19 protein-coding genes are annotated in these 24,546 nt (G+C 42.1%); 9 read left to right on the forward strand and 10 right to left on the reverse strand.

Features of this window, described 5'->3' with window-relative positions; translation table 11 throughout:
- From T489_RS0105670 to T489_RS0105685, 3 genes are all read right to left on the reverse strand, one after another.
- Positions 1-1,780 (reverse strand): DEAD/DEAH box helicase (locus tag T489_RS0105670; protein ID WP_031579088.1); only part of this gene is annotated, 1,780 nt, incomplete at its 3' end.
- Positions 1,781-1,966: 186 nt separating this feature from the next.
- On the reverse strand, positions 1,967-4,237 hold the full coding sequence (gene metE, locus T489_RS0105675; RefSeq protein ID WP_031579090.1) for a 5-methyltetrahydropteroyltriglutamate--homocysteine S-methyltransferase: 2,271 nt from the start codon (positions 4,235-4,237) through the stop codon (positions 1,967-1,969).
- Positions 4,238-4,838: 601 nt separating this feature from the next.
- On the reverse strand, positions 4,839-5,834 hold the full coding sequence (locus T489_RS0105685) for a hypothetical protein (RefSeq protein ID WP_031579091.1): 996 nt from the start codon (positions 5,832-5,834) through the stop codon (positions 4,839-4,841).
- 582 nt (positions 5,835-6,416) lie between these two features.
- Here T489_RS0105685 and T489_RS0105690 point away from each other — a divergent pair.
- Positions 6,417-6,785 carry a hypothetical protein gene (locus tag T489_RS0105690; protein ID WP_143066451.1) on the forward strand — a complete coding sequence of 123 codons (369 nt, stop codon included), beginning with the start codon at positions 6,417-6,419 and terminating at the stop codon, positions 6,783-6,785.
- A 230-nt stretch (positions 6,786-7,015) separates the two neighbouring features.
- Here T489_RS0105690 and T489_RS0105695 read toward each other — a convergent pair whose 3' ends face one another.
- Positions 7,016-7,795 (reverse strand): hypothetical protein, encoded by a 780-nt coding sequence (locus tag T489_RS0105695; protein ID WP_031579093.1) that lies wholly within the window; start codon positions 7,793-7,795, stop codon positions 7,016-7,018.
- A 110-nt stretch (positions 7,796-7,905) separates the two neighbouring features.
- Positions 7,906-9,711, reverse strand: a complete 1,806-nt coding sequence (locus tag T489_RS0105700; protein ID WP_031579094.1) for a putative transporter — start codon at positions 9,709-9,711, stop codon at positions 7,906-7,908.
- Between the two features lie 315 nt (positions 9,712-10,026).
- On the opposite strand from T489_RS0105700, the gene nhaB reads away from it, so the two are divergent.
- The 5 genes from nhaB (at position 10,027) to T489_RS0105725 (ending at position 15,345) form a co-directional block, all read left to right on the forward strand.
- A complete protein-coding gene (gene nhaB / locus T489_RS0105705) occupies positions 10,027-11,610 on the forward strand; it encodes a sodium/proton antiporter NhaB (RefSeq protein ID WP_031579095.1) in 1,584 nt (527 codons plus the stop codon).
- A gap of 172 nt (positions 11,611-11,782) precedes the next feature.
- Positions 11,783-12,463, forward strand: a complete 681-nt coding sequence (locus tag T489_RS14170) for a MotA/TolQ/ExbB proton channel family protein (RefSeq protein WP_051621827.1) — start codon at positions 11,783-11,785, stop codon at positions 12,461-12,463.
- 17 nt (positions 12,464-12,480) lie between these two features.
- Positions 12,481-12,891 (forward strand): ExbD/TolR family protein, encoded by a 411-nt coding sequence (locus T489_RS0105715; RefSeq protein ID WP_051621828.1) that lies wholly within the window; start codon positions 12,481-12,483, stop codon positions 12,889-12,891.
- On the forward strand, positions 12,888-13,748 hold the full coding sequence (locus tag T489_RS0105720; RefSeq protein WP_031579098.1) for a TonB family protein: 861 nt from the start codon (positions 12,888-12,890) through the stop codon (positions 13,746-13,748). The genes T489_RS0105715 and T489_RS0105720 overlap by 4 nt, the downstream gene beginning before the upstream one ends.
- A gap of 196 nt (positions 13,749-13,944) precedes the next feature.
- Positions 13,945-15,345 (forward strand): hypothetical protein, encoded by a 1,401-nt coding sequence (locus T489_RS0105725; protein ID WP_031579099.1) that lies wholly within the window; start codon positions 13,945-13,947, stop codon positions 15,343-15,345.
- A gap of 110 nt (positions 15,346-15,455) precedes the next feature.
- On the opposite strand, the gene T489_RS15155 is transcribed toward T489_RS0105725, so the two are convergent.
- The 4 genes from T489_RS15155 to T489_RS0105745 all read right to left on the reverse strand — a co-directional run bounded on the left by T489_RS15155 (position 15,456) and on the right by T489_RS0105745 (position 18,427).
- On the reverse strand, positions 15,456-16,154 hold the full coding sequence (locus T489_RS15155) for a TM2 domain-containing protein (protein ID WP_051621829.1): 699 nt from the start codon (positions 16,152-16,154) through the stop codon (positions 15,456-15,458).
- Positions 16,155-16,308: 154 nt separating this feature from the next.
- Positions 16,309-16,587 (reverse strand): TM2 domain-containing protein, encoded by a 279-nt coding sequence (locus tag T489_RS0105735; RefSeq protein WP_031579101.1) that lies wholly within the window; start codon positions 16,585-16,587, stop codon positions 16,309-16,311.
- Between the two features lie 215 nt (positions 16,588-16,802).
- Complete coding sequence (locus T489_RS15160) at positions 16,803-17,612, reverse strand: TM2 domain-containing protein (protein ID WP_051621830.1); 810 nt, start codon at positions 17,610-17,612, stop codon at positions 16,803-16,805.
- A gap of 242 nt (positions 17,613-17,854) precedes the next feature.
- Positions 17,855-18,427: a disulfide bond formation protein B gene (locus T489_RS0105745; protein WP_051621831.1), complete on the reverse strand. Its 573-nt coding sequence runs from the start codon at positions 18,425-18,427 to the stop codon at positions 17,855-17,857.
- A gap of 467 nt (positions 18,428-18,894) precedes the next feature.
- Between T489_RS0105745 and T489_RS0105750 the strand changes: the two genes are divergently transcribed.
- The 3 genes from T489_RS0105750 (at position 18,895) to metG (ending at position 23,079) form a co-directional block, all read left to right on the forward strand.
- The gene (locus tag T489_RS0105750) at positions 18,895-19,482 is read left to right on the forward strand and encodes a superoxide dismutase (protein WP_031579105.1); all 588 of its coding nucleotides are present in this window, start codon (positions 18,895-18,897) and stop codon (positions 19,480-19,482) included.
- Between the two features lie 217 nt (positions 19,483-19,699).
- Positions 19,700-20,827 (forward strand): hypothetical protein, encoded by a 1,128-nt coding sequence (locus T489_RS0105755; RefSeq protein WP_031579106.1) that lies wholly within the window; start codon positions 19,700-19,702, stop codon positions 20,825-20,827.
- Positions 20,828-21,009: 182 nt separating this feature from the next.
- Positions 21,010-23,079 carry a methionine--tRNA ligase gene (metG, locus tag T489_RS0105760; protein ID WP_255326975.1) on the forward strand — a complete coding sequence of 690 codons (2,070 nt, stop codon included), beginning with the start codon at positions 21,010-21,012 and terminating at the stop codon, positions 23,077-23,079.
- Between the two features lie 147 nt (positions 23,080-23,226).
- Here the strand turns inward: metG and serS are convergent, their stop codons facing one another.
- Positions 23,227-24,531 carry a serine--tRNA ligase gene (gene serS / locus T489_RS0105765; protein ID WP_031579108.1) on the reverse strand — a complete coding sequence of 435 codons (1,305 nt, stop codon included), beginning with the start codon at positions 24,529-24,531 and terminating at the stop codon, positions 23,227-23,229.
- Positions 24,532-24,546: the final 15 nt, after the last annotated feature.

A 24,546-nucleotide genomic window follows, 5' to 3' on the forward strand; every position in this document is an offset into this window, starting at 1 on the left:
TGTTGAAGAAATCACTCATAAATCTAGCATGTTCAACGGATACACAGAATCCCAGTCCCCTTACCGTGCTCAAGTCCATGGCATATTTATTGAGATTCATTATCACGGAATCTGCTCTTCTTTCCGCTACAGCAGTATTGAGTGAATATACATTGGACAGTTCTTTTTTGTCGTATCCTCCCGCTGTCCACCTGATTTCACTGAGATCAACAGTATCACTGACACCGAAATACTGGAAAGGACAGAGCAGCCCTTTTTCTATGGCTTCGGGAAGTCTGATATCCGCGGCAACACGATAATTAAAATATCTTAGAATATCCTCTCCGTCCATACGTTCAGGTGTAGCTGTCAGCCCGAGAAGAATTTTAGGAGTGAAATAAGAAAGAAGCTTCTGATATGAAGGAGCGGCGGCATGATGGAATTCATCGACAATAATAAAGTCGTAGTAGTCCGGTGACAGTTTTTCAGTCAGACTTTTGGAGTTCAGACTCTGGATTGAAACAAACAGATGTTCAAACTTTTCCGGAATAAATGAATCAACCATGAGCTCTCCGAAATTTGCATCTCTGAGCACGGCTCTGAACGTTTCCAGACTCTGAACCAGAATTTCCTTTCGGTGAGCAACAAAAAGCAGTTTAGGATAATCATCCACCCTGCCGTTATGGTTATTCTTCCAGAAATTACGGTAATCGAACGCTGAAATTACAGTCTTGCCGGTACCGGTGGCAGCCACCACCAGATTGTGATAATTATTTCTGACTTCTCTTTCAGCCTGCAGTTTATCCAGAATTTCCTGCTGATAATTATAAGGTCTTACCTCAAAAAGGTAGCAACCCCCTTTCGATATGCTGCATCCTCTCTGTTTTTCCTGTTTAAGAGCCTGAATAAGACGTGACTTTCCATCGAGAGAAAAAATCTCAAAATCTGAAGAATTCCAGTATATGTCAAAGGTTTCCTCTACCTTGTCAAACGTTTCTGGAAGTTCTTTTCTAGTAATTTTCAGATTCCATTCCAGACCATAGGAAATAGCCTTTTGAGAAAGATTGGATGAACCTATGTACGCGGTGGAAAAACCCGTATTACGACAGAATACATAGGCTTTGGCATGAAGTCCGACATGCTTTGTTTCATAGCATATTTTAATTTCCGTATTAGGCAGTTCGGCTAGCTTTTCCACAGCGGCGGCTTCCGTAACTCCCATGTACGAAGTGGTGATTATTCTTAACTTTCCGCCTCTGCCGGTAAAGAGCTTCAGCTGGTCATAGATCAGACGTATTCCCGCACAGCGGATAAATGACACCAGCATGTCAATTCTGTCAGCCGTTAAAATCTCCTTCTGTAGTTCGGCAAACATCGAAGGTTCCTTTTCAGAGCCGGTGAACAGGCTTGATTCAACCAGAGATGTCTGAGGTCTGACAGGTTTTACGTTGTCATTAACTGTTCTGACATTGTTCTCACGTCCGGATACGGACAACAGTTCCAGAGCACCGACCGTTCCCTTGTCATTGATTTTTTCCAGAGGAATGGCGAAACTGCTCAGGGAATTTTCATTTGTCTGTAACTGAAGATTCTCAATCAGATTATTTGCCATCTGAATTTTGGACGAAACGTTATTACAGGAATTCATCCCGAGCTCTACAACTTCAGCAACGTATCTTGATAAGGTTCTTGAGGCATCCTCTTCACTCAGCTCTCTTGTATCAACTATTTTTGAACCGTCATTTATCTTTTCCTTAAGCAACTGATTTACAAGCTGTTCATAGAGTCCGTCCTCAAGCATAATCCACCCCGTACAGATAATAAATGTTCTTTCAATTTTTATTTATCCAGGATAGCACAATCATTTTTCAGGCTCACGTATTTTTTTAATACTGATAAAAAAACCGGACAGACTTTGCAATATTAAGCAAAATTCTGTCCGGCAATCAAAACAGCCTGTTGTCTGTTTCAGGCAAGATTGTAGAAATTAGTTATACTGACTTCTTAAAATCTTAGCTGCTTCAACAAGGTTCTGCAGACTCTTCTTGGTTTCTTCGTTACCTCTGGTCTTGAGACCGCAGTCTGGGTTTACCCATACCTTGTGGTAGTCTTCTCTTGAAACAATGAGCTTTAATGCATTCACGATTTCGTCAACTGAAGGAACGCGTGGTGAATGAATATCGTAAACACCTGGACCTACTTCAGTCTTGAAGTTATTGGCCTTCAATGCATCGAGTACGGCGAAGTCTGAACGTGAAGCTTCGAAGGTGATTACGTCAGCATCCATTGCGTCAATCCAAGGAATGATTTCATTGAATTCACTGTAGCACATATGAGTGTGAATCTGAGTTTCAGGCTTAACACCGCTGTGAACAAGTCTGAAAGCAGGAATAGCAAAATCAAGATATTCACTTTCCCAGTCACTGCGACGGAGCGGTAATTTTTCCTTCAAGGCAGCTTCATCAATCTGGATGATTCTGATGCCGGCCTTTTCAAGATCCAGTACTTCATCTCTTAATGCAAGAGCAAGCTGCTGAATTGAAGTCTTAACAGGAAGATCTTCACGAGGGAATGACCAGTTGAAAATGGTTACCGGACCGGTAAGCATACCCTTTACATCCTTGTCAGACTTGCTGTTGGCAAATGCACTCATCTTAACGGTCATGGCTTCCTTACGGGTTACGTTACCCCAGATTACAGGAGGCTTAACGCAACGGCTGCCGTATGACTGAACCCACCCGTTCTGAGTGAAGATGTAACCGTCAAGCTTTTCACCGAAGTATTCAACCATGTCGTTACGTTCGAATTCACCATGAACCAGAACGTCAAGACCGAGTTCTTCCTGCAGTCTGAGACAGTCTACAGTCAGAGCGGCAATACCGTCTTCATATGCCTGTCTGGTGATGGCACCGTTCTTGAAATCACGTCTTAAAGCTCTGATCTGAGCAGTCTGAGGGAATGAACCGATGGTAGTGGTCGGGAACAGTGGAAGACCGAGAACATCATGCTGAATGCTGAGACGTTCGGTTCTTTCAGGTAATCTGGTGAAATCAGCTTCGGTGAGTGAAGCAATCTTGGCATCAAGAGCCGCATCATCTTCAACACGCTTAACACTGAACAATGCTCTGTTGTCGGCAAGAAACTTGTCGGCACCGGCATCGCCGTTTACAATTACCTTGATTTCATTGAGTTCGGCAAGCTTCTGTCTTGCGAAAGAAAGATAGCTGAGAATCTTGGCTGAAAGCTTGGTTTCAAATTCAGTGCTTTCAGGTACATGGAGTAATGAACAGCTGCAGCCTAAAGCACAGTTGATACCTAAAGACTTGAGTTCATCAAGAGCCTTGATTACGGTATCGTAATTGCTGCGCCAGATATTCTTACCGTTGATGAGACCTGCAACCAGAACGGTATCCTTAGGGAAGCCGTTTGCTCTGATAAGATCAAAGGTCTTTCTGCCTTCTCTGAAGTCCAGGGAAATGGCATCAAAGCCTAATGAGGTTACTTCATTGTAGATATCTCTGATATCACCGAAATAGGTATCAAGACCAATCTTGAGATTACCCTTTACGGAAAGAAGCTTGCGATAGATTTCAACAAAAAGCTGTTTGTCTTCAGCGGTTAAATCCTTAACCAGTGAAGGTTCAGCGAATGATACGAAAGATGCATTCTTTGAACGGCAGAAATCAAGGAATTCAACATATTCGCTAACAAGAGCATCCCTGAGATCATTAACAGAAGTGCCGGCAACGTACTTAACAAGCTTGAGCAGAGTGAAAGGACCTGTCTGGGCAACCTTGTAGTTAAGCTTTAATTCGTTTGCTTCGTCAATCAGACCTGAAAGAAATACAGGATTGAACTTAACAACGTTCTTACCGTCGAATTCAGGTTCGATGTAGTGGTAGTTTGTATTGAACCACTTCTTCATAGGTAAGGCTTTCAGATCCACGCTATCGGTCTGTACACCGCGGGCCATAGCAAAATAGGTATCAAGATCGTTAAGACCAGACTTCACATAGCGTTCAGGAATAATGCCGAACTGTAATGCGGTATCAAGGAGGTTATCATAGAAAGAGAAATCTCCGCATGGAACCAGATCAATATTCTGTTCTGCGAAGTAGCCGTAATGCTGCTTGCGGATTTGAGCTGCAACTGACTTGAGTTCTTCGGCAGGAATTTCATGCTTGAAATATTTTTCAAGTGCGAACTTGAGTTCACGCTTACCGCCGATGCGAGGATAACCGATGATGGTGTTTAACATATTGTGTATCTCCTTTCTTATGGTCTGAAAACCTTAAGTAGTTATAAGTAAAAAATTCTTCAGAGGAAGCCGAAAAAAGAAACATTAACCTGTGTCAACCATTCCTCTTTCCGGAATTCCTTTTCTTCAGAATGAAATAGCAATTTCAGAAAACAACATTCCTTAAGCAGAAGTCCTTTCAGGTCTGTTCCTCAAGGAATGTGATAATTATATATTTGCGTTTTGTTATAGGCAATTTCTATTTAATTATATTGTGTTATAAAAATATTTTATAGATAATCTGATACGGTTCAAATTATCTGAGTCAATATTCTTCAGAAAAGCATGCAGCAGGTAAAGCAGAAAACTGATTTTTCAAAAAAAAATGCCGGAAGCTGCTGTTTACAACAGAGAAATAAATAAAAGGAAAAACATTATGACATTGATGATATTACCGCTTATCAGTCTTAAGTATCTGTTTTTAACCGACATAAATGGAATAAGCGTCAAAGCATTAATCAGAAACAATTACAACAACAGGTAAAATGCTGTAATTCACTGAATTACCTGAATATCACATCCGCATACATGCACGGCGAAAGGCATTTGTCTGTAGCTTACATCATTCAAACTCGGCATCTCTGACGTTATCATCAGCCGCTTTTTTGGTCTTGATATGAGACCAGAAAATATCCATGGCTGATTCAGCCTGTCCGACATGATACAATCCGGGCCATACGGAGATTACAATCAGTGTAATAATCGGTATGGCCAGTATGACAAGCAGAGCAAGTAACGATGACACGATATTGTCATTCAGAATACCTGTAATCAGGTTCATAATCACGGTCAGATAAAGCATTATTCCGCCGGTAAAAACCATAAACATGAAGTTCACAGCAACCAGCATAAGCAGACTGAAAGTCATTGAATACAGCACTATTCCGGGCAGAAGATGAATAAAATTCTTTCTTACGGCAGAAATACTCATGAACATGGCTCTGAAAACAGGCACGTTGCCGAGAACTATCAAAGGCATTGTAAAAGCCTTAATGAAATAATAGAAAAATCCAAAAAAACAGCCTACTGAAAAACCAACCAGTCTGACACCCCATACGCAAGCGTCCTGAGGCTGAATACCGTTCTGCTCTCCGGACTGATAGAACCTGATTACCAGATCGTAAAAATCGGTAACATGTCCCACAACAAAGATTAAGGTTATCACCAGGAAGAAACAGCACAGAATAAGAGTATCAATCAGAGAAAGGATAAATGTGTCCAGAAAGCTTTTTCCCAAAGCGGAAAACATCTCGGATGACGTGTTTTTACGGATATACTTTTCGGATATGATATACATAACGGAAACGGCGGTCATGATATTGGTTAAAAAAGGGAAAAGGAAAGGAAAGAAGAGATATACGATAAACACGGCCTGAATAACACCGGATATTATCCAGTACTGCTTTGTCAGAATACTCCGTAAAACGACCCTTTTCCATTTTCCCGCCTCTGTTGCCGGTACTCTGACGGTACCTTTACCATTCAGTACAAAATCTTCAAAGTGAAGTGAATCATCTTCAGAGCCTTTCTCAAGCAATGCAGTCATCTCAGAAGCCATATCAAACCTTGCATGTATTTTATGTTTACCGATAATCCTGACTGAAACAAATTCAGCATTCTGACAGTTTCAAAGTATCTTGAGTTTATCAAAAAAAGCATAAAAAATCATACAAAGTCCCTCTCCTGCGGAAACAGAAGAAAGATTTTATGCCGTAACACACAATAAGTGACATATTTGTGTCCTGCCTTTTTCATTATTCTCCCAAAAAACGCCGTCCGACATTTTTGTTAACCTATTTGCAGTTTTTTAGCTAAACAGATGTTTAATTTTTCATCACGTCTAATTTTTAGATTTTCAACATATTTATAAATTTCTATACACAGAACGAGAGCAATATCACATATAATCATACACCAAACACAATATTTTGTGATTTTGCGTAAATTTTTAACACGTATTCTACATTTAAAACAACAAATTAACTAGAATACCTCCAGTTACTGACGAAGAGAACATATTTAAATAACAAGACTGCCGTCATAATTAAAAGTGCAGACAGAAATCAGTGACTTATGAATTATAAATAAACTCAAACTTACATATTAACTTAACTCATTCAAGAATCAATGGTGATGGCTCATGGGACTATTGAATACCATATCTAGTATCATGTCAGGAAATTATGGTAAAGCAGGCCTGCGTAACATGGAAACAACAAGCGAGGAATACGCAAACCGCTATAATCCTAACGAACTGATAAAAAGAATTGAATCACGCAGTGCTCAGATTCCTCATACAACCAGAGAAACCTGCTGTCTTGCCCTGCTTAAGAAGGATCCTAATTTAAGACAGGTTGCTGAAGTATGGTCCGTATATTATGGTTCAAAGAGAGTCGCTTTAAATCAGGTAGACCATTATAAAAAGACCGGTTCAGAAGTATTCTCTCACGCATTGCTTGAGAAGCTTGAAGACCTGCGTCAGGTATTTAATGACAACGGAACCTATTAAAACTATTGTTGCCTGATGCCCTACGGATTTTATGCTGCACTGGCGCACAATAAAGCTGATTAAATTAACTACCACATACCGTTAATAATAACGGACTACAATAAATAAACCAAACCTCCAAGTCAAGGCTTGTTTACTTTCCCCAAAGTTCAGGCCTTGTTTTTTTGCGGCCTGACCGAGTGCCGTGACATTCTTTGAAAATATCAGTAAAAAGTCATCCGCTCTCCGTACTACGTCAACTTTATGACTCTGTTCTGCAGATTCTTAAGCAGACGCAGAAACAGATATCTGGACAGAACTCTCAGAGTATATACCGCCACCCCGGTGTAGTAGACTCCACCTACAATCCAAAAAACGTCATCACGTCTGAATATTCCGCTGCCGTTCACATCCGTTATATGAGCAGTAATAAACTTCTGCAGAAAAGACATAATCTGAGGCAGATGGGCATTGTATACGACTATAAGAGCTGCCAGACCGAAGACAGTCAGCACAACCTGCATATAATCCTTACACAGCTGTCTGGCCGATACTTTAACCGCAACGTAATCCTTAAGTCCCGGTATCTTGATTGAAATATAGAATATCAGAGCATTCACCACTGTAATCAGATACACGGTGCCGAGAATCCCCCACCACAGCCACGAAAATCCGACAGGCTGCCCCGTTACGGTCTGAATTCCGTTGAGTTCCGCCTCAAGTTCATCTTTCCACAGATAACCATACAGCATCACGAATCCGGAAAAAACAGTCATAACCAGAGGAATTTCCAACAGAAAAACCCATTTTAATCTCAATGACAGTCCGAAAAGCTCCCTGACGATAATCAGTCTTTTATGCGATATGAACATGGGAAGAATCCACCAGCAGAAAGGCAGGAACATCAGAGACAAAACGGCCATAACGAGAGACTGAAACCAGTATCCCGGTTCCGTTATGATGATTCTGAGCCCGCTCTTTATAAGTCTTACCGCCCATATGGCGTATTTATCCAGACCTGGTTTATGCATTTATATTTCCGTTTCATCCAGTAAATGTGCCGAATCCGTCGGTCCGGCAGGGATAACAATAAAAAAGGCAGAGGATAACCTCTGCCGTTTATATCTTCAGTCTATTCGAATTACTTAGACATCAATGCGTAAGCAATTACAATCATGAGCTGCGGAGTAAGAATACGCAGGAACATGGTAAACGGATATACGGTTGCATAACCTAAAGAACTTGCTTCTGAGTTCTTGTACATACCGTTTGCGAAAGCCAGAGCTGGAGGATCTGTCATAGAACCTGCCATGGCACCGCATACTGAGAGATAGTTAATCTTTGATACCCTGTAAGCAAGGATACCGCAGATGAAGATAGGAATAAAGGTTACGAACACGCCATAGCCCATCCAGGTAAGACCATCACCGTGAACCAGAGTATCCACGAATCCGCTTGCACCTGAATTGAAACCAACGATGGCAAGGAACAGAACAATACCGATTTCTCTTAATGCACTGTTACCTGATGCAGGCATGAACCAGTGCATCTTACCAAAGGTAATATTGTGACCGAAACGTGAAAGAAGAATAGCCACAACCAGAGGACCGCCGGCAAGACCTAACTTGAGGGCAGCAGGGAGACCGGGAACAGGGATTGCTACGGAACCAAGCATCATACCGAGGAACAGACCGATAAATACCGGTAACATGTGAACCTTCTGCATGGCTACGGTGCTGTCACCGACGATATTGGCAACCGCGTCGATTGATTCCTTGCGACCAACGAGATTTAACTGGTCACCGAAATGCAGTGTGGTACCTTTATGAGGAATGAATTCCATACCGGTACGGATTAAACGTGACACTGCAACATCGAACTTTGATTTGATTTCAAGAGAATCAAGAGTCTTACCGAGAATCTTTTCATTGGTAACAACAATCTTGCGAACTGAAAGTTCGGTACCCTTGGTGGTTAATGAAACCTGAACCGGTTCACCGATGAAGCCGCAGGCTGCGTTAAGATCGGCATCATTACCTACGAGGTGAAGAATATCACCTGCGTAAACAACGGTATCAGCCTTAGGAACCATTAAGATATCACCTCTCTTTAAACGGGAGCAGATAACCTTGTTGCCTTTAAGAACGCTGATATCAGAAATCTTGAGACCGAATAATTCAGAATTGTTTACAGAAACGTTCTGAGTATCCAGATCCTTTCTGTTGCTCTTCTTCTGAAGTTCATACTTTTCACCTTCAGCATTGATGTTAACTTTGAAGAAGAATCTGATGAGCAGCATGGTAATGATGATACCGCAGATACCGAAAGGATATGCAACAGCATAGGCAGAAGCTACGTTGTTTGCGTCAAAACCTGCAGGAACAGCGCCTGCTGCCATACCATCCACCAGATCCTTAATCATGGCCTGACCGGCACCGAGAGCGGGGGTATTGGTAACAGCACCGGCATAAATACCGATGGTTGAATCAAGATTCATGTCAAAGAAAACATTGAAGCTGAGGGCGATTGCTGCACCGAGGAATACAATGAGAACGGCATAACCGATAAGCTTGAGACCGGCCCCCTTTAAAGAAGCAAAGAAGCCAGGACCAACCTGTATACCGATAGTATATACGAATAAGATAAGGCCGAATTCCTTAACGTAGTGGAGAATTTCCTTGAAAGTATGTACCTTTCCTACAGCCTCTGCATTTTTAACGACGTCACCGCCGTTATCTAAAATAGTTTTAAAAGAATCTCCGGAGAAATTAGGAATCCATCCGAGCTCCTGAGCAAGCCATCCCATAAAAATACCGCCGAAGAGAACCCCGCCGATACCCAGACCAACACCTTTATACTTTATTGCCCCGAGTAAAATACCTATCACTGAGGATAAAGCAATCATTATAGTGATGATCGAGATTTCACTAAATGAAAATAAATTCATACAAACTATACCGATCGATTGATTAAATTTAACTTACGGCCGCAGAATTTAACGCAGCCACATAAAAAACGCGAGCATTTTATCACTTTAGATCTCAAAACGCTATTATAAAAAGAGTTTATTTTTTTCAGTTCCGCAAGCCGTTAATGACTTGTTCCGACGGCCCTAATGCTTATTTAACCGTCAACTGTCACACAAAATGATTTCTTTATTTTTTTTACAATCTTTTAACGTAATTCACAAAAAAATGTATAATAGGCACGGATTTCTATTTTTTTGTTTTTTATGTTTTTTATTTTGAGGATTTAATCTTATATGAACAGTAACGTGAAAGCTGCTCCTGGCAATGTATCGCCGCTAACAGCTCTCAAATCTAATTTTCTTGGTGATGCGCCGACATGGTATAAGCACCTTATCCTGTTTTTCTTAATAGCCAATCCTTTCATATACAGCGCTTCAGCCACAGTAGCCGGCTGGTGTCTGGTTGCCGAGTTCATTTTCACTCTGGCAATGGCTCTTAAGTGTTATCCTCTTCTTCCAGGCGGTCTGCTGGCCATCGAAGCCATTGCCATCGGCATGACTACAGTGGAAGAAGTAAAGGCCGAAATATATCACAATCTGGAAGTTATCCTCTTACTGATGTTCATGGTGGCAGGCATTCACTTCATACGAGAACTGCTTGTTGCAATATTTACAAAGATTCTGCTTTCGGTAAGGTCAAAAGTAACCCTTTCGGTTATTTTCTGTGTACTCGCAAGCTTCCTCTCAGCATTCCTTGATGCACTTACCGTTCTTGCGGTAATCATTACCGTGTGCACCGGTTTCTACACCATTTATCACCGTGTAATCACTCCTGAAAAGACTCAGTTAAGCGATAACTCCAAGGTTTCAGGCGAAGATCGTGTTGTTCTGGACAAATTCAGAGCATTCCTTCGTTCACTGCTGATGCACTCCGCTGTCGGTACCGCGCTCGGCGGTATCTTTACCATAGTCGGTGAGCCTCAGAATCTTATTATCGGTGATACTGCAGGATGGCATTTCGTTGAATTTGCCCTCCGTGTATCTCCTATATCAGTTCCTGTATTCATCTGCGGTATTCTGACCTGTATCTTTGTGGAAAAATTCAAGATCATCGGCTTTGGTGAACCTCTCCCTGAACAGGTTTATACAATTCTCGAACAGAACTACCAGAAGAGACGCAGCAATCAGACCACCGGTCAGAAGATATCCCTCATCTGTCAGGTTCTTGTGGCAATCTGGTTAATCGTAGGTCTGGCTCTGCATCTGGCTCCTGTAGGTTTAATCGGTCTTTCAGTTATTATTCTTGCCACCACTTTCACCGGTGTTAACAGTGAATCAGAAATCGGCAAGGCATTCACCGAAAGTCTGCCGTTCACTTCATTGCTGTGTGTATTCCTGTCCATCGTTGCGGTAATCACTCATCTTGATCTGTTTGACCCTATCATCCACTGGGTGCTTTCAGTGGACAAGGCTGCTCAGCTTCCTCTCTTCTATGTGGCAAACGGTGTGCTCTCCGCAGTATCTGACAACGTGTTCGTGGCTTCAGTGTACGTAACTCAGATTAACAATGCCCTCCAGAACTGCTCTTTAGACAGAGAACAGTTTGACATGCTGGCCATCGCCATCAACTCAGGCACCAATCTTCCTTCAGTTGCAACTCCTAACGGACAGGCTGCATTCCTCTTCCTGTTAACCTCTGCAATCGCACCGTTAATCAGACTTTCATACGGCAGAATGTTCATTATGGCGATTCCATATACCATTGTTCTTTCCATTGTCGGCTTCTTATGTACCTGGTATCTCTTACCGTACATGACCGATATCTATATCGACATGGGATTACTGAACGAAGTTGAACAGGTCTGCACAGGCAAGTAATATTACTGCCCGTACAGTTAAGGTTCAGTAAACAATGAAAACAGAGAGGTATCGTGACAGGTCACGATACCTCTTTCTTTATCCATAAAAAAGCGATTTTCGGATGCCTTATGGTGTATAATAAAAACAGTTTTACGTAATTTATGACCTGTTCTGATATTTGAAATTTCTGATGTTTAGTGAAATTTATACCGTTACCGGCCCGGTGGGACTGGTTCTGATTGTTATGGCAGTCGTGGCCGCGTTTCTGGCACTGTACAGTTTCAGTTATGTTTTTCTGTCTCTGATGAAATTCAGAGCCTTCATAAAATCTTCCTCCAGTCTGCGTTCACTTCCTGAAGATCTGAAAAAGTGGATTGACGGAAATGAATTCTGCTACATATCCGTACTTACTCTTAAACGTCTGCTGAACAGAAAGGAAGTTTCCGCCGAAAACATCCGTCAGGAAACGGGATTTCTTTTCAACATCAGATTAAAAGGTCTATTCAGCGCCCTGACCTGCCTTAAGGTTATTGCCGTAATATCTCCGTTATGCGGACTTCTGGGAACGGTTCTCGGTATGCTTGAAGTCTTTGACGCTCTGTCACTCAATACAGGAGTAAACCCTGCTCTTCTGTCGAAAGGCATATCCGAAGCACTTATTACCACAGTAATGGGACTTGTAATAGCCATTCCGGCACTTATTGCCTTTCATCTTATTAACCTGTGGGTCAGAACAATCAGCGGATCCATTCTGAATAAACTCAGTCTCAATATGGATGACCTCGACAACAGACCGGAACTGAAAGCGGAGACCGCCGACAGACTCAACGGTCTGGATTTTCATGATGAACCGGCTGACGTCAGACAGTAATAAAGGATTTTTCCGGAATGAGTAATTTTCTGTACGATTCAGACAAAGAGGATTTCAACATCGATCTGACCCCGTTAATCGATGTTATCTTCATGCTTATCATTTTCTTTGTCCTGACCACAAGCTTCATTACCACCGGAATAAAAGCGGAACTGCCGAAATCAGAACATGCATCCTCTATAACCGACAGTGAATACCTGATAACCGGTTTTGATGAAAACGGAAATCTGATGCTTGACAGATCCCCGTGTACCATTGAGGAACTGGAACAGGCCATTCTTGAAAATCCTGACAGGGAAATCAATCTGTATACTGATCGCAACACTCCTTTTGAAAAAGTCATCAGAATAATCGACCTTGCCAAAACACATCGAAACGGCAGAATAATCATCACCACCGTAAACGACGGAGAGCAGTCAGGCAGATGACAAACAGAACGGTTTTTCAATCAGTCATTACAGCTTTTTCCGGAACTGTCATTCTGACGGTTGCGGTAATCGCCCTCCTGCTGAATCACCTGAATCATTCTGAAATGAATACCGGAGATCCCTCCGGACTGATTATTACGGAAATAATATCCTTAAACGGAGGAAGCGGCAGGTCCGTAAATCCCAATGCCGTCTCAGGCTCAGACATACACAGCGAACCGCCGGCATCCGAAACGGTAAAGGAAAGTACTCCGAATCATACCTCAGCCGAAAAGCATACGGCAGACGTAAGCGACAAGGCGGCAGCCGTAAAAAAAACGGAAACGGAGAACAGAACTGCAACTAAAAAAACACGTCATCAGCAAAAAACACGCAGACAGGAATCCGTCAGTAAAAAAACAGCCTCTGACAAATCCGCAGCTGAACATAATTCAACCTCCCCCGCAAAAATAAATAATCAGACCGGCAGCAGTACCGGAACTTCCGGGGAAAAAGGAAAAAGCATCGAAGCATCCGATTCCGGAGCCTCATCATCTTCAACCTCGGGAACAGCGAAAAATACAGCTGAGGCAAATCACTACAACAAAGCCTACGGCATTCTTGTCAATAGAGCCAGACAGCTTCACACCTATCCCTACCAGGCGGTAAAAAGAGGTATTGAAGGCCGGGGGCTTCTGACCGTAACTATCAACAGAAAAGGAATTGTTGTGGCATCAAAACTTGCAAAGAGCAGTAATTCTCCAATACTTGACAAGGCAATGATAAGCCTAGGGGAAAAATTAATAGGATTTGATACAGGCATTACAGGCATGGATCTCATGGTGAACATTCCTCTTGTATACAGAATTACCAGATGACGGCAGAGAACATTTTTACCGGTTCGTTTCCTGTTAATTGCACTTCAGATCCAAATTTACTTACTGCTGTTGCATGAAAAAATCAGTATAAATCTGTTTTTTTTGTTAAAATATCAACCAGTCGATTGTATGTGTAATAATCAGTCTTCCTTTTTTATGAAGCCTGACGTATCCATAAGGAGCAGACTTACCGCCAATGATCTTTAATCCTTATCTTAACCTGAGATTTATTAATCATCTTAATGAAGTTCATTACGTTCCTTTTTCCGCACCAGAGCTGTACTGGGCCACTCAGACCTGTCAGTCGGAGGTTCTGGCGTACACCGAACGTCTGTTAAGACAGGACAAGGTAAGTAATTACACGTCACTTAAAAATTATCTGATTTCCATAAGAGATACTGACGCATGGAAAATCGGAGCTTTCAAGTTTTTCCATCACTACAACAAGACACATCCGAATTCCATTTCCGGTTTAAGTCTCAAAAATGACTCCACCTCAATGGAAAACTTTATTGACGGACTGGAAATCAATCCGAACCTCGGTGATTACTATGAAGAATGCGGACATGACCCGCATCTGGCACTGAAGTATTCCGTATCCAAAATCATCTGCGATGAAAGACGGCTCAACTGGATGAACACCTTCTGTGACAAATTCTCCACCATACTTGATATCGCGGCTGACACGGGGATTGTTCTCAGTAATCTGACCAAACAGCTGGATCTTGTGGACAGTGCTTTCAGCATAGGAATCATCAACCAGGCAGAATACGACGACCTGCTTAAAATATGCGGTGAAAGAATCATCAAGATGTATTCATCATGGGGAGAATACCTGGCCGCATCCCTGCTCTGCAAGCTTTACGACATCTGTCTCTCATCCGCAGAGGTGAAATACCTGCCCCGTCAGGCGCAGACGCTGCTTGACAGCTACTATCTGTGCTGCAACAACGATCTCAATGACATTCTGACAGTACCGGGATGGGATGACGCGGATCTCAGGGATCTGAAGGAAGCTCTCAGACCTCTGGTAAACGCAGAATCTCTTGATTCCCGCTGGAACAGCGCATGCAACAGGGAACTTGTATGTGTAAACAAGCTCACCGGCGGTTTCCGTCTGTTTGAAGAAAAATTTATTCCCTACATCAGAGAACACCATCTGAATTTATTCATTAAGGAATCAGGTAAGTTTGACGAATTCATTCCCATCGTCGGTGGCAAGGATTTCAATATCTACCTGAAGACGCTTCATCTTCCTCTGGTTGAAAATGAAGTTCCTCTCATGCTTTCAAAATTCGGACTTTTTACCAATCTGGGATTCTGGTCATTCGACGTATCCCCTAATGCCGTATTCACGCAATGGCCTGAACATCTGACCGTTGATGCGGGAATTCCCGTGAACAAGGATTACGGACACATATCCATACCGTTCTACATCAGGGAACTTCGCTGTGATATCAATATCAGTCTTCCTCATCAGTACACCTGCAACAGTCTCTTTCTGAAGAAATCTCCAACGGAACAGGCTGAGTATATTCGCAGGGAAACCGACGATCTGCAGACCTTTTTCAGCAGACTTCCGCAGTTCCTTAAATAATATCCATTGTTACGGACATGTCATTAAAAAACTCCCCGGACATTCCGAATTTTATGTTCCAGAGAGTTCTTTCACGCAGATTGTCAGATATTACCGCAGTTCCGGTACTTTTAAGGAGCTGTCAGAATAAAACCTTTTTTAAGAACGATGTAACCATCCCGGTCAGAATTCTGCATCATGGCCACAATGATTTCCCACCATAGGCAGACAAGCAGAACAAGTGCCGGAATAACCAGAAAACTTGCTAAACACATAACGAGGTAAACAATACCCATACCGATCTGGCCTGCATAGAACTTATGTACACCAAAAGCTCCAAGGAAAAATGCAAACAGGATATACGGAAGTTTCTGAACTCTTACAACTTCAGACCAGTTATAGATTCCCGTTCCGTTAGTACCGTTCAAACTGTTTCTGTATCTAATTCCGAGCTGACGCTCCTGAGCCTCATGAACCAGCTGCCGCATGAATTCATCAAGATTTGAGGTTATGTACGAATGAAGTGATGAAAAAGATATACCTGCGTGTTCAGCAATATCCCTGACCAGCTGACTGAGCTTTGCAGGATCATTCACTTCCTCCGCACTCAGTCTGGTTGATATGGGCCGGATGTCATGATTTATTCTCATACCGGACGGATCAATATCCATGTGAACAGCAGACATGACTGCTCTGCTGAAAGAAAGATAAATCTGCAGCGCCCTTTTTCCTGAAGCCGGCATCAGAATGAATGCATAACTGTCATCCTGAAAATCATAATCTGTGTTGAAATTGTACATTATCTCACTTGATTTTATTTCTACACGCATAACAACCTCTCGGTAAAAAATCTTTCTTCACTGCAGACATCAGAACACAGTATGATGAAAATCAGCACACAAATCAAAAAAAACTTCAGCAAAATCATGCGAAGCTCGATTCTGCTGAAGTTTTAATCAGAAAATAACTAATAATTCCCTGATTTTAAGCCTTGGTGTTTACAAAACCGGCCTTAAGAGTAATACGGCCGTTTTCATCAGCATTTGCCATCGCAGCCACAATGATTTCCCACCATACGCAGACAAGCAGAACAAGTCCCGGAATAACCAGAAAACTTGCTAAACACATAACGAGGTAAATAATACCCATACCGATCTGGCCTGCATAGAACTTATGTACACCCAAAGCTCCAAGGAAGAAAGCTAAAAGAATATAAACCAGTTTATCTACGGTAACTGTTTGAACATTTGCTGAATCAGTCATAATTTCACCTTTTTAATATTTTATTAACAATTGCGATTCAAGTATATATTTATCGTTATCTATAAACATTTATATTTGCTTATACTGCATCTTTATTTGTAACATTGTTCACATATTTATATATTTTTACATAAAAATACAGAATCACTTTTTCACTATGAACAAAAATTCTATTTATTAAGTTTTCAGAAACAGTTGCCAGAGTCTTTTAAAAATCACGCTCTGGTATTTATAAAACCGGCTTTAAGCGTTATTCGTCCTTTTTCATCAGTTTTAGCCAGCAATGCCTCAATTATTTCCCACCATACGCAGACCATAAGAATCAGTCCGGGAATAACCAGAAAACTCGTAAGACACATCAGCAGATAGATAATTCCGTACCCAACCTGCCCGGCATAGAACTTGTGCACACCAAAGCTGCCAACTAAGAACGCCATTACCAGATAACCTATTTTGTCCACACGGACTGTGTTTCCGGCATAAAAACCTGACGATGAATTTCTGGTCACATGCGGAGGGGGTGTTACGGCCACCTGCAGATTATTGCTTAATGATGAATTTACATATGCAGCAATCTGTCTTTCAATTACGTTCACAGCCATTTCATATGAACTGCCGTTCGGAAGAACAGGAAATGAGGTTCCCTGATTATAAAGTGCGGTACCGAAAAATTTTATAAAGGAGATATTAAAACGATGATCATAGGTTATCAGAAGTTCAGCAGCCTGTTTTAAAGCTTCTTCCTGGAACGGAACATCCTCGCCGGGACGAAGACAGGCATCCTTTGCGGTAGTTACCTGATAAGAAAAGAAAACAGTACAGATATACATATACTGCTCATGAGAAAACACCCCCTGAACATACAGTCCGGCAGCAGCAAATCTTCTGGCATACGCATAAGCCATTCTGACCAGCGGTGACAGTTCCGGTATATTAAGGGCTCCGAGATCATCACTTATGTTGCCGAAAATTCCGCACGCAAGATTGTGAGTTTTACAAACCGCGTCAATCAGTCTCTGTTCCATGTTTTCCTCCTGAAATATCACTTTAAGAATTATGCTTTAAGTATATATTTAATCATCTGACTTGCAACTGAATCTGCCTGCTGTAATTCACCTTTTTGCGAAGTGTGCCGGATTATGCTGTAAAGATTCGGATTCTGCAGTCCGCATTCGGGAAGTACACAGAAGAACACCGTTACCAATCCTATAACCGGTAACGGTGTTCTCTAAAGGTTCACACTTAAGTATAGTCCTGATTACCGGAACTATCCTCTTATTCTCAGATAAGTTCTGTGAGGGATAAATGAAAGCAGGGTAACCAGTCCGGCAACAGCAGTGTTGCACACGAAAATAATGATAATCCACTGAACCATGGTCAGACCTGCAAAATCCCAGGCGGCATCACCGCATACTCCGGTAGGAGCAAAAACTGAAGGAATCCATTCATCAAGTTTCATATATGACGGGAAGTTTGCATGAAAACCGCAGGTGGTTGTTGAAGCAAACGGATCAAGAAGAGACTTCTGATAATCTATTTCATATCCGCGGTGTTCAATGGATATCACCAGTCCCCACACTGATGAAACAAGCCAGATCACACTTGAAAGAAGTCTTACCGGCATAAATCTCGGAATGGTAACACCGATAATGGCGGCTATGCCGAAAAACATGAAGCAGGCTCTTTCATACACACACTCAATACACGGATTGAGTTTCAGATAATACTGAAAATACAGACCGCATGCTTCATAAAAAATAAAGCCTAAAAAAAGCAGTCCCCAGAGAACTCTTGTATGAGGAAACCAAATCTTCAGAAAAAAATCTTTTATAAGTTTCATTATTCATTCCATTTTTACTGTGCAGGCCGACTATCAGACATTACTGCGGCTCAGAACACCACAGCCTAACCGAATTTTATAACAAAGCCGGGGACAGCGGTATTTCTCTGCACTTTTTTACAGTCATTATGCTAACTTCATCTACATAAAAACAAATTACAGCCCATAAAACACGCCATACATCCGGCATAAACGATACTGCATACTGCAATATCGTAAATATTGAAACAGCATTTTAACAGATATCAAACACAATATTACTAAATGTTTATTATTTTTGTATTAAAAAATGTAAATTTCTCATTTTCAAAATAAAAAAAATATAAAGTGAGTTTTTATAAATCAGATGACCTATAATCAGATTATGGATTTCAATGATTTTGTCAGCTGCATAAAATTATTTTGATTCCAATAAACAGTCCACTAACCCCACTAACGTAAGTACTTTTGCAGTACAAGGAGTTGTTATGAGTCTATTTTTACCTAAACTCAAATATGAACTGGATGAATTGGAACCGTTCATTTCCGCCAGAACCATGGATTTCCACTACAACAAGCATTTCCAGAATTACATCAATACCGCAAACACCCTGATTCAGGACACTGATTTTGCGGACAAGTCTCTCAAGGAAATCGTTCAGACATCCATCGGACCAATCTTCAACAATGCGGCTCAGGCATTCAACCATGAATTCTATTTCAACTGTCTGTGTCCTAAAGGCAAGGCAGTGCAGATACCATCCGCTCTTGCCGAAGCAATCAATGACAATTTCGGCTCACTGGCCAACTTCAAGGAACAGTTCACAAAGAATGCCATCGGCAATTTCGGTTCCGGATGGACATGGCTGGTTCAGAATCCGGTAAGCCGCAAGCTCTCAATTGTAAACACCGGCAATGCCGCCACCCCGCTTACCGACGGCATGAGCGTTCTTCTCTGCATAGACGTATGGGAACATGCCTACTATCTGGATTACCAGAACCGTCGCAAGGACTATGTTCTTGAATTCTTTGACTATATTGACTGGGACTTTGTTGCTTCCAATCTGATTAAGTAAATAAAATACCGGAAATTTTTTTTCCTGATTTCTGAAAAGGAACAGCCTGCTGTTCCTTTTTTACTAAATCTGAGATAACAGTGAAACGCTACTTTACGCGTAGATGTTCATTCTGCATGATGTAAGTCTTTTCATCTCATATCCATCAGTTTCACAATCATTCATAAAATGATACTATGTACGGAATGATTGATTAAGATTCATGGTAATTACACATATGATCCCTCAGCTAATATACACTCTCATCCTGCTTGGAATAGCAGGCATATCCATACTGTTAAGCGTCATTGCATACTTTTATTCCGATTCAGTTGTACCTTCTTTTTTGATTTTCTTAATAAGCTTCGCAGTCCTTTATCTGATTATCAGTTTATGGGATAAAAAGCGAGTAAAAGCACATGATGAGAAAGTACATCAGACAGTGGAATCCATGAACAATGGAGATTATTACCGCAGTACCGGGTGGCAGAATGCATACAGGGAATACAAAAATACTCATCAGCTCACGGATACAGCAGGTTCCAGAATAACAAACCGTGTAAAAAGCTTCTATAAATATGCCTTTTCCAATCTGACCGGAGCCGCATTACTGACACTCATAGTCGTGACTTACCTGACAATGACCGGCCTTTTCGGTTCCATGTTTTCAGAATATCCTGAATGGTACTGCCGTCTCGCTCTAATACTGGGCCTGCCGGCAATAATATACTATGCGTCTCTCAATATGATAGGTTTTGTCACTACCGTTCCATACAAGCAATGGAAAAACAAACAGCATTTTTCAAAAAGTTTTACCCTTGATGATATAGAAAAACTGATGAATTCCGGTAAATACATCGCCGCTCACAACTCACTGATAATCTTCGGCAATAAACATGTGCTTCTGAGCAATCGTACCGGCACCATTTTTCTGCCTTATGAAAATATCAGAGAAATAGGACAGGCTGTTCATGTCCGCCCTATGTATATAAGTACTTCACGTTACGGAAAAAAACGTTATGAAGGACTCGGCTATTCCAACAAATTAATTATCAGTTTTGTTACCAAGGAAGAAGATCTTATTCCTCAATTCTGGAAACCGCTCCGTTCTTACTGGACGCCTTTTCTTGGCAAATATGAGGTCAGCGAATTATTTTCAGACGGAATTTCTGCTGATTTCGGCTCACAAGGATTCTCAACCGCATTCACTTTCAATACTTATCAGATAAAAATGATCATTGATGAATTCGACAGAAGAGGCATTTTTCATCAGTCTGAACAGAAAGACATGACCTTATTCTTTGAGAATGAAGAACCTAGTCTCATCGACACTCTGAGCCACAGCAACATTTCGGATTTCTTTTAAAAATCCATCCTGCTGATTACATAATATTTTTCTGAACATCAGACAAAGCATGACTGTCCGGTCATGCTTTGTCTGTCTGATAAAACCAAAGTGCAGACCACATCTTTCTGCAAACGTTTTCTCACCTTATCAGAGCTGAGAATACATCAAAAATGTGATAGAATACGCACGTTTATTTAATAATTGACTATTTTCGGGGTTATTTATTCATGACTTCTACAGAAAAACCACTATTTGTAACATGTGCCCTGCCGTATGCAAACGGCTCTATTCATTTAGGTCACATTCTCGAACACATTCAGGCTGATATTTACGTTCGTTTCCAGCGAATGCTCGGCCGTAAGGTATATTTTGTCTGTGCAGATGACCAGCACGGAAGTCCAATCATGCTCAAGGCACAGAAAATGGGCATAACTCCCGAAGCAATGATCGCTGAAGTGGAAAAGGAACATCACGCTGACTTTGCCGGCTTCAACATCACCTACGATAACTACTACCGCACCAACTCTCCTGAAAATCAGGAAATCTGCTGCAGCATGTTCAACAAGCTTAAGGAAAAGGGATATATCAAGACCCGTACCATTTCCCAGCTGTTCGATCCTGAAAAGAACATGTTCCTTCCGGACAGATTCGTAAAAGGAACCTGTCCTAAGTGCGGAGCAGCAGACCAGTACGGCGACAACTGCGAAGTATGCGGTGCAACCTATTCACCTACAGAATTAAAGGATGCCTATTCAACCATTTCAGGTGCCAAGCCTGTTCTCAGGGAATCCGAACATTACTTCTTCGATCTTCCTCAGTTCGAAGAATTTCTGAAGACCTGGACCAAGAGCGGCGTTCTTCAGGCTGAAATGAGCAATAAGCTTCAGGAATGGTTCGAACAGGGACTGCAGGAATGGGACATCAGCCGTGATGCGCCATATTTCGGATTTAAGATTCCGGGTACCGATGACAAGTATTTCTATGTATGGCTTGACGCTCCTGTAGGATATCTTGCCTCTCTCAAGAACCTTCTCGACAAGCAGGGTATCAGCGTTTACGACATTATCGACAAGAAGAATGACACTGAAATCGTTCACTTCATCGGTAAGGACATTCTCTACTTCCACTCACTGTTCTGGCCGGCCACAATGGAAGGCTGCGGTTACAAGTCACCAAGCAAGATTTTTGTTCACGGTTACGTAACCGTAAACGGAGCAAAGATGAGTAAGTCAAAAGGTACCTTCATCAAGGCTTCAACATATCTCAAGCACTTCAATGCGGAATGTCTGAGATACTACTATGCCTCTAAGATGAACGGCAAGATTGACGACCTTGACTTCAACCTTGAAGACTTCGTAGCCAAGGTTAACTCAGATATCGTTAACAAGATTGTAAACCTTGCTTCCAGAACCGCAGGTTTCGTAACCAAGAAGTTCAACGGCAGACTGGCAGATACAATTGCTGATCCTGAATTTCTGGCTAAATTCACAGCCATCAAGAATTCAGTTCGTGATGCCTACCTGAACAGAGAATACAGCCACGCCATCCGTGAAATCATGTCTCTGGCTGACCTTGCCAACAAGTATGTTGACGACAACGCTCCATGGGTTATTGCCAAGGATGAAAGCAAGCAGAAGGAACTTCTGGACATCTGTACCATGTCTCTGAACATGTACAGAATTCTGATTACCTACCTCTCACCTATTCTTCCTGAATTAACCGAAAAGAGCGCCGACTTCCTGGCAACCGATTTATCATGGGACAGCATCGAAACTCCACTGACCGGCTCTGAAATCAAACCGTTCAAGGCTCTGTTCACCAGAATCGACAGCAAGACCGTTGCTCAGATGATTGAAGATTCCAAGGAAGATATCAAGGCAGAACAGGCTCCTAAGGCAGAAAAGAAGCAGGCAAAGAAGGATGACGATGAAGCTCCTGCACAGATTACCATTGACGAATTCGCCAAGGTTGACATGCGTGCCGCCAAGGTACTAGCATGCGAAGCCGTTCCTGAATCAAAGAAGCTTCTCCGTTTCGAACTTGATTTAGGCAACGGTGAAAAGCGTCAGATTTTCTCAGGCATCAAATCAGCCTACCAGAATCCTGAAGAACTTGTCGGCCGTTTTGTAATTGTTGTATACAATCTGGCTCCGCGCAAGATGAAATTCGGCGTATCTGAAGGCATGATTCTCAGTGCCGGCTCCGGCGACAAGGATATATTCCTGTTAAGCGCTGACAGCGGTGTTAAACCAGGTGATCGTGTGATGTAATCCGTAACGGATTGAATCGTACCAGTCCTCATGACGGAAAACCGTCATGAGGATTTTTTTATCATTCCATTACAGACTGTAAAAGCAGAACCCCGTGCAGAAATAACTGCACGGGGTTTTTCTTATTGACTTTCAGTAATGTAAGAATTACTTAGCCTTGATTACTTCGAGACCGTTCATGTACTTTCTGAGAACTTCAGGAACAACAATTGAACCGTCAGCCTGCTGATAGTTTTCCATTACGGCAACCAGACAGCGACCAACAGCAAGACCTGAACCGTTAAGAGTATGAACCAGTCTGGTCTTACCGTCTGTATCACGGAAACGTGCCTGCATTCTTCTTGCCTGGAAATCGGTACAGTTAGAGCATGAAGAAATTTCTCTGTAGCAGCCCTGGGCAGGAATCCACACTTCAAGGTCATAGGTCTTGGCAGAGCTGAATCCCATATCACCGGTGGACAGAGCCATTACACGATATGGAAGCTTTAATTCCTTCAGTACGTCTTCAGCGTCAGAGGTAAGCTGTTCAAGAGCTTCCCATGAATGATCCGGATGAACCACCTGTACCATTTCTACCTTGTCGAACTGATGCATTCTGATTAAACCGCGGGTATCACGGCCTGCTGAACCTGCTTCTGATCTGAAGCAAGGAGTATGAGCGGTAACCTTGAGAGGAAGATCCTTCACATCAAGAATGGTGTCACGAACGATATTGGTCAGAGGAACTTCCGCGGTAGGAATAAGACAGAACTTGCGGTTAACATTGTCACCGTCGGCATTACCGTCAAGAGAAGTATGGAAAAGGTCTTCCGCAAACTTTGGCAGCTGACCGGTACCGTATAAAGAGTCGTGATTCACGAGATATGGTACGTAGCATTCTGAATAGCCGTGCTTTTCAGTATGGATATCCAGCATGAACTGAGCAAGTGCTCTGTGCAGACGGGCAATAGGACCGCGCATCAAAGCAAAACGCGCACCGGAAATCTTACGAGCATTGTCAAAATCAAGCTGAGCGAGATTTTCACCGAGTGCAACGTGATCTTTAGGTTCGAAATCAAATTCTCTCGGGGTACCCACTACACGTACAACAACGTTTTCGGTTTCATCCTTGCCTACAGGAACTGAATCGTCAGGGATGTTAGGAACGGTAAGAGCGTAAGTATTAATTTCAGCAAGAACAGCATCCTGCTTAGCCTTAACTTCTGTGAGCTCTTCACCAATCTGCTTAACCTGTTCCTTAATGGCTGAAACATCTTCGCCATTCTTCATAGCCACACCAATTGACTTGGAAAGGCTGTTACGCTGGGCCTGAAGGTCCTGAGTCTTAATCTGAAGTTCACGACGCTGTTCTTCGAGGCCGTTTAACTTATCAACATCAAGCTTAAAATTACGGGTTGCCAGGCGGGCTGCGGCATATTCAATCTCGCCGCGAAGATATTTTGAATCTAGCATTTAAAAAGACCACAA

Origin of the sequence: Ruminobacter sp. RM87, assembly GCF_000701925.1 — a bacterium.
Lineage (GTDB): Bacteria > Pseudomonadota > Gammaproteobacteria > Enterobacterales > Succinivibrionaceae > Ruminobacter > Ruminobacter amylophilus.

Coding starts and splice junctions, on each gene's coding strand:
- metE (WP_031579090.1), bottom strand. CDS start 4,237: ATGTTAAACACCATCATCGGTTATCCTCGCATCGGCGGTAAGCGTGAA.
- T489_RS0105685 (WP_031579091.1), bottom strand. CDS start 5,834: ATGGCTTCTGAGATGACTGCATTGCTTGAGAAAGGCTCTGAAGATGAT.
- T489_RS0105690 (WP_143066451.1), top strand. CDS start 6,417: ATGGGACTATTGAATACCATATCTAGTATCATGTCAGGAAATTATGGT.
- T489_RS0105695 (WP_031579093.1), bottom strand. CDS start 7,795: ATGCATAAACCAGGTCTGGATAAATACGCCATATGGGCGGTAAGACTT.
- T489_RS0105700 (WP_031579094.1), bottom strand. CDS start 9,711: ATGAATTTATTTTCATTTAGTGAAATCTCGATCATCACTATAATGATT.
- nhaB (WP_031579095.1), top strand. CDS start 10,027: ATGAACAGTAACGTGAAAGCTGCTCCTGGCAATGTATCGCCGCTAACA.
- T489_RS14170 (WP_051621827.1), top strand. CDS start 11,783: ATGTTTAGTGAAATTTATACCGTTACCGGCCCGGTGGGACTGGTTCTG.
- T489_RS0105715 (WP_051621828.1), top strand. CDS start 12,481: ATGAGTAATTTTCTGTACGATTCAGACAAAGAGGATTTCAACATCGAT.
- T489_RS0105720 (WP_031579098.1), top strand. CDS start 12,888: ATGACAAACAGAACGGTTTTTCAATCAGTCATTACAGCTTTTTCCGGA.
- T489_RS0105725 (WP_031579099.1), top strand. CDS start 13,945: ATGATCTTTAATCCTTATCTTAACCTGAGATTTATTAATCATCTTAAT.
- T489_RS15155 (WP_051621829.1), bottom strand. CDS start 16,154: ATGCGTGTAGAAATAAAATCAAGTGAGATAATGTACAATTTCAACACA.
- T489_RS0105735 (WP_031579101.1), bottom strand. CDS start 16,587: ATGACTGATTCAGCAAATGTTCAAACAGTTACCGTAGATAAACTGGTT.
- T489_RS15160 (WP_051621830.1), bottom strand. CDS start 17,612: ATGGAACAGAGACTGATTGACGCGGTTTGTAAAACTCACAATCTTGCG.
- T489_RS0105745 (WP_051621831.1), bottom strand. CDS start 18,427: ATGAAACTTATAAAAGATTTTTTTCTGAAGATTTGGTTTCCTCATACA.
- T489_RS0105750 (WP_031579105.1), top strand. CDS start 18,895: ATGAGTCTATTTTTACCTAAACTCAAATATGAACTGGATGAATTGGAA.
- T489_RS0105755 (WP_031579106.1), top strand. CDS start 19,700: ATGATCCCTCAGCTAATATACACTCTCATCCTGCTTGGAATAGCAGGC.
- serS (WP_031579108.1), bottom strand. CDS start 24,531: ATGCTAGATTCAAAATATCTTCGCGGCGAGATTGAATATGCCGCAGCC.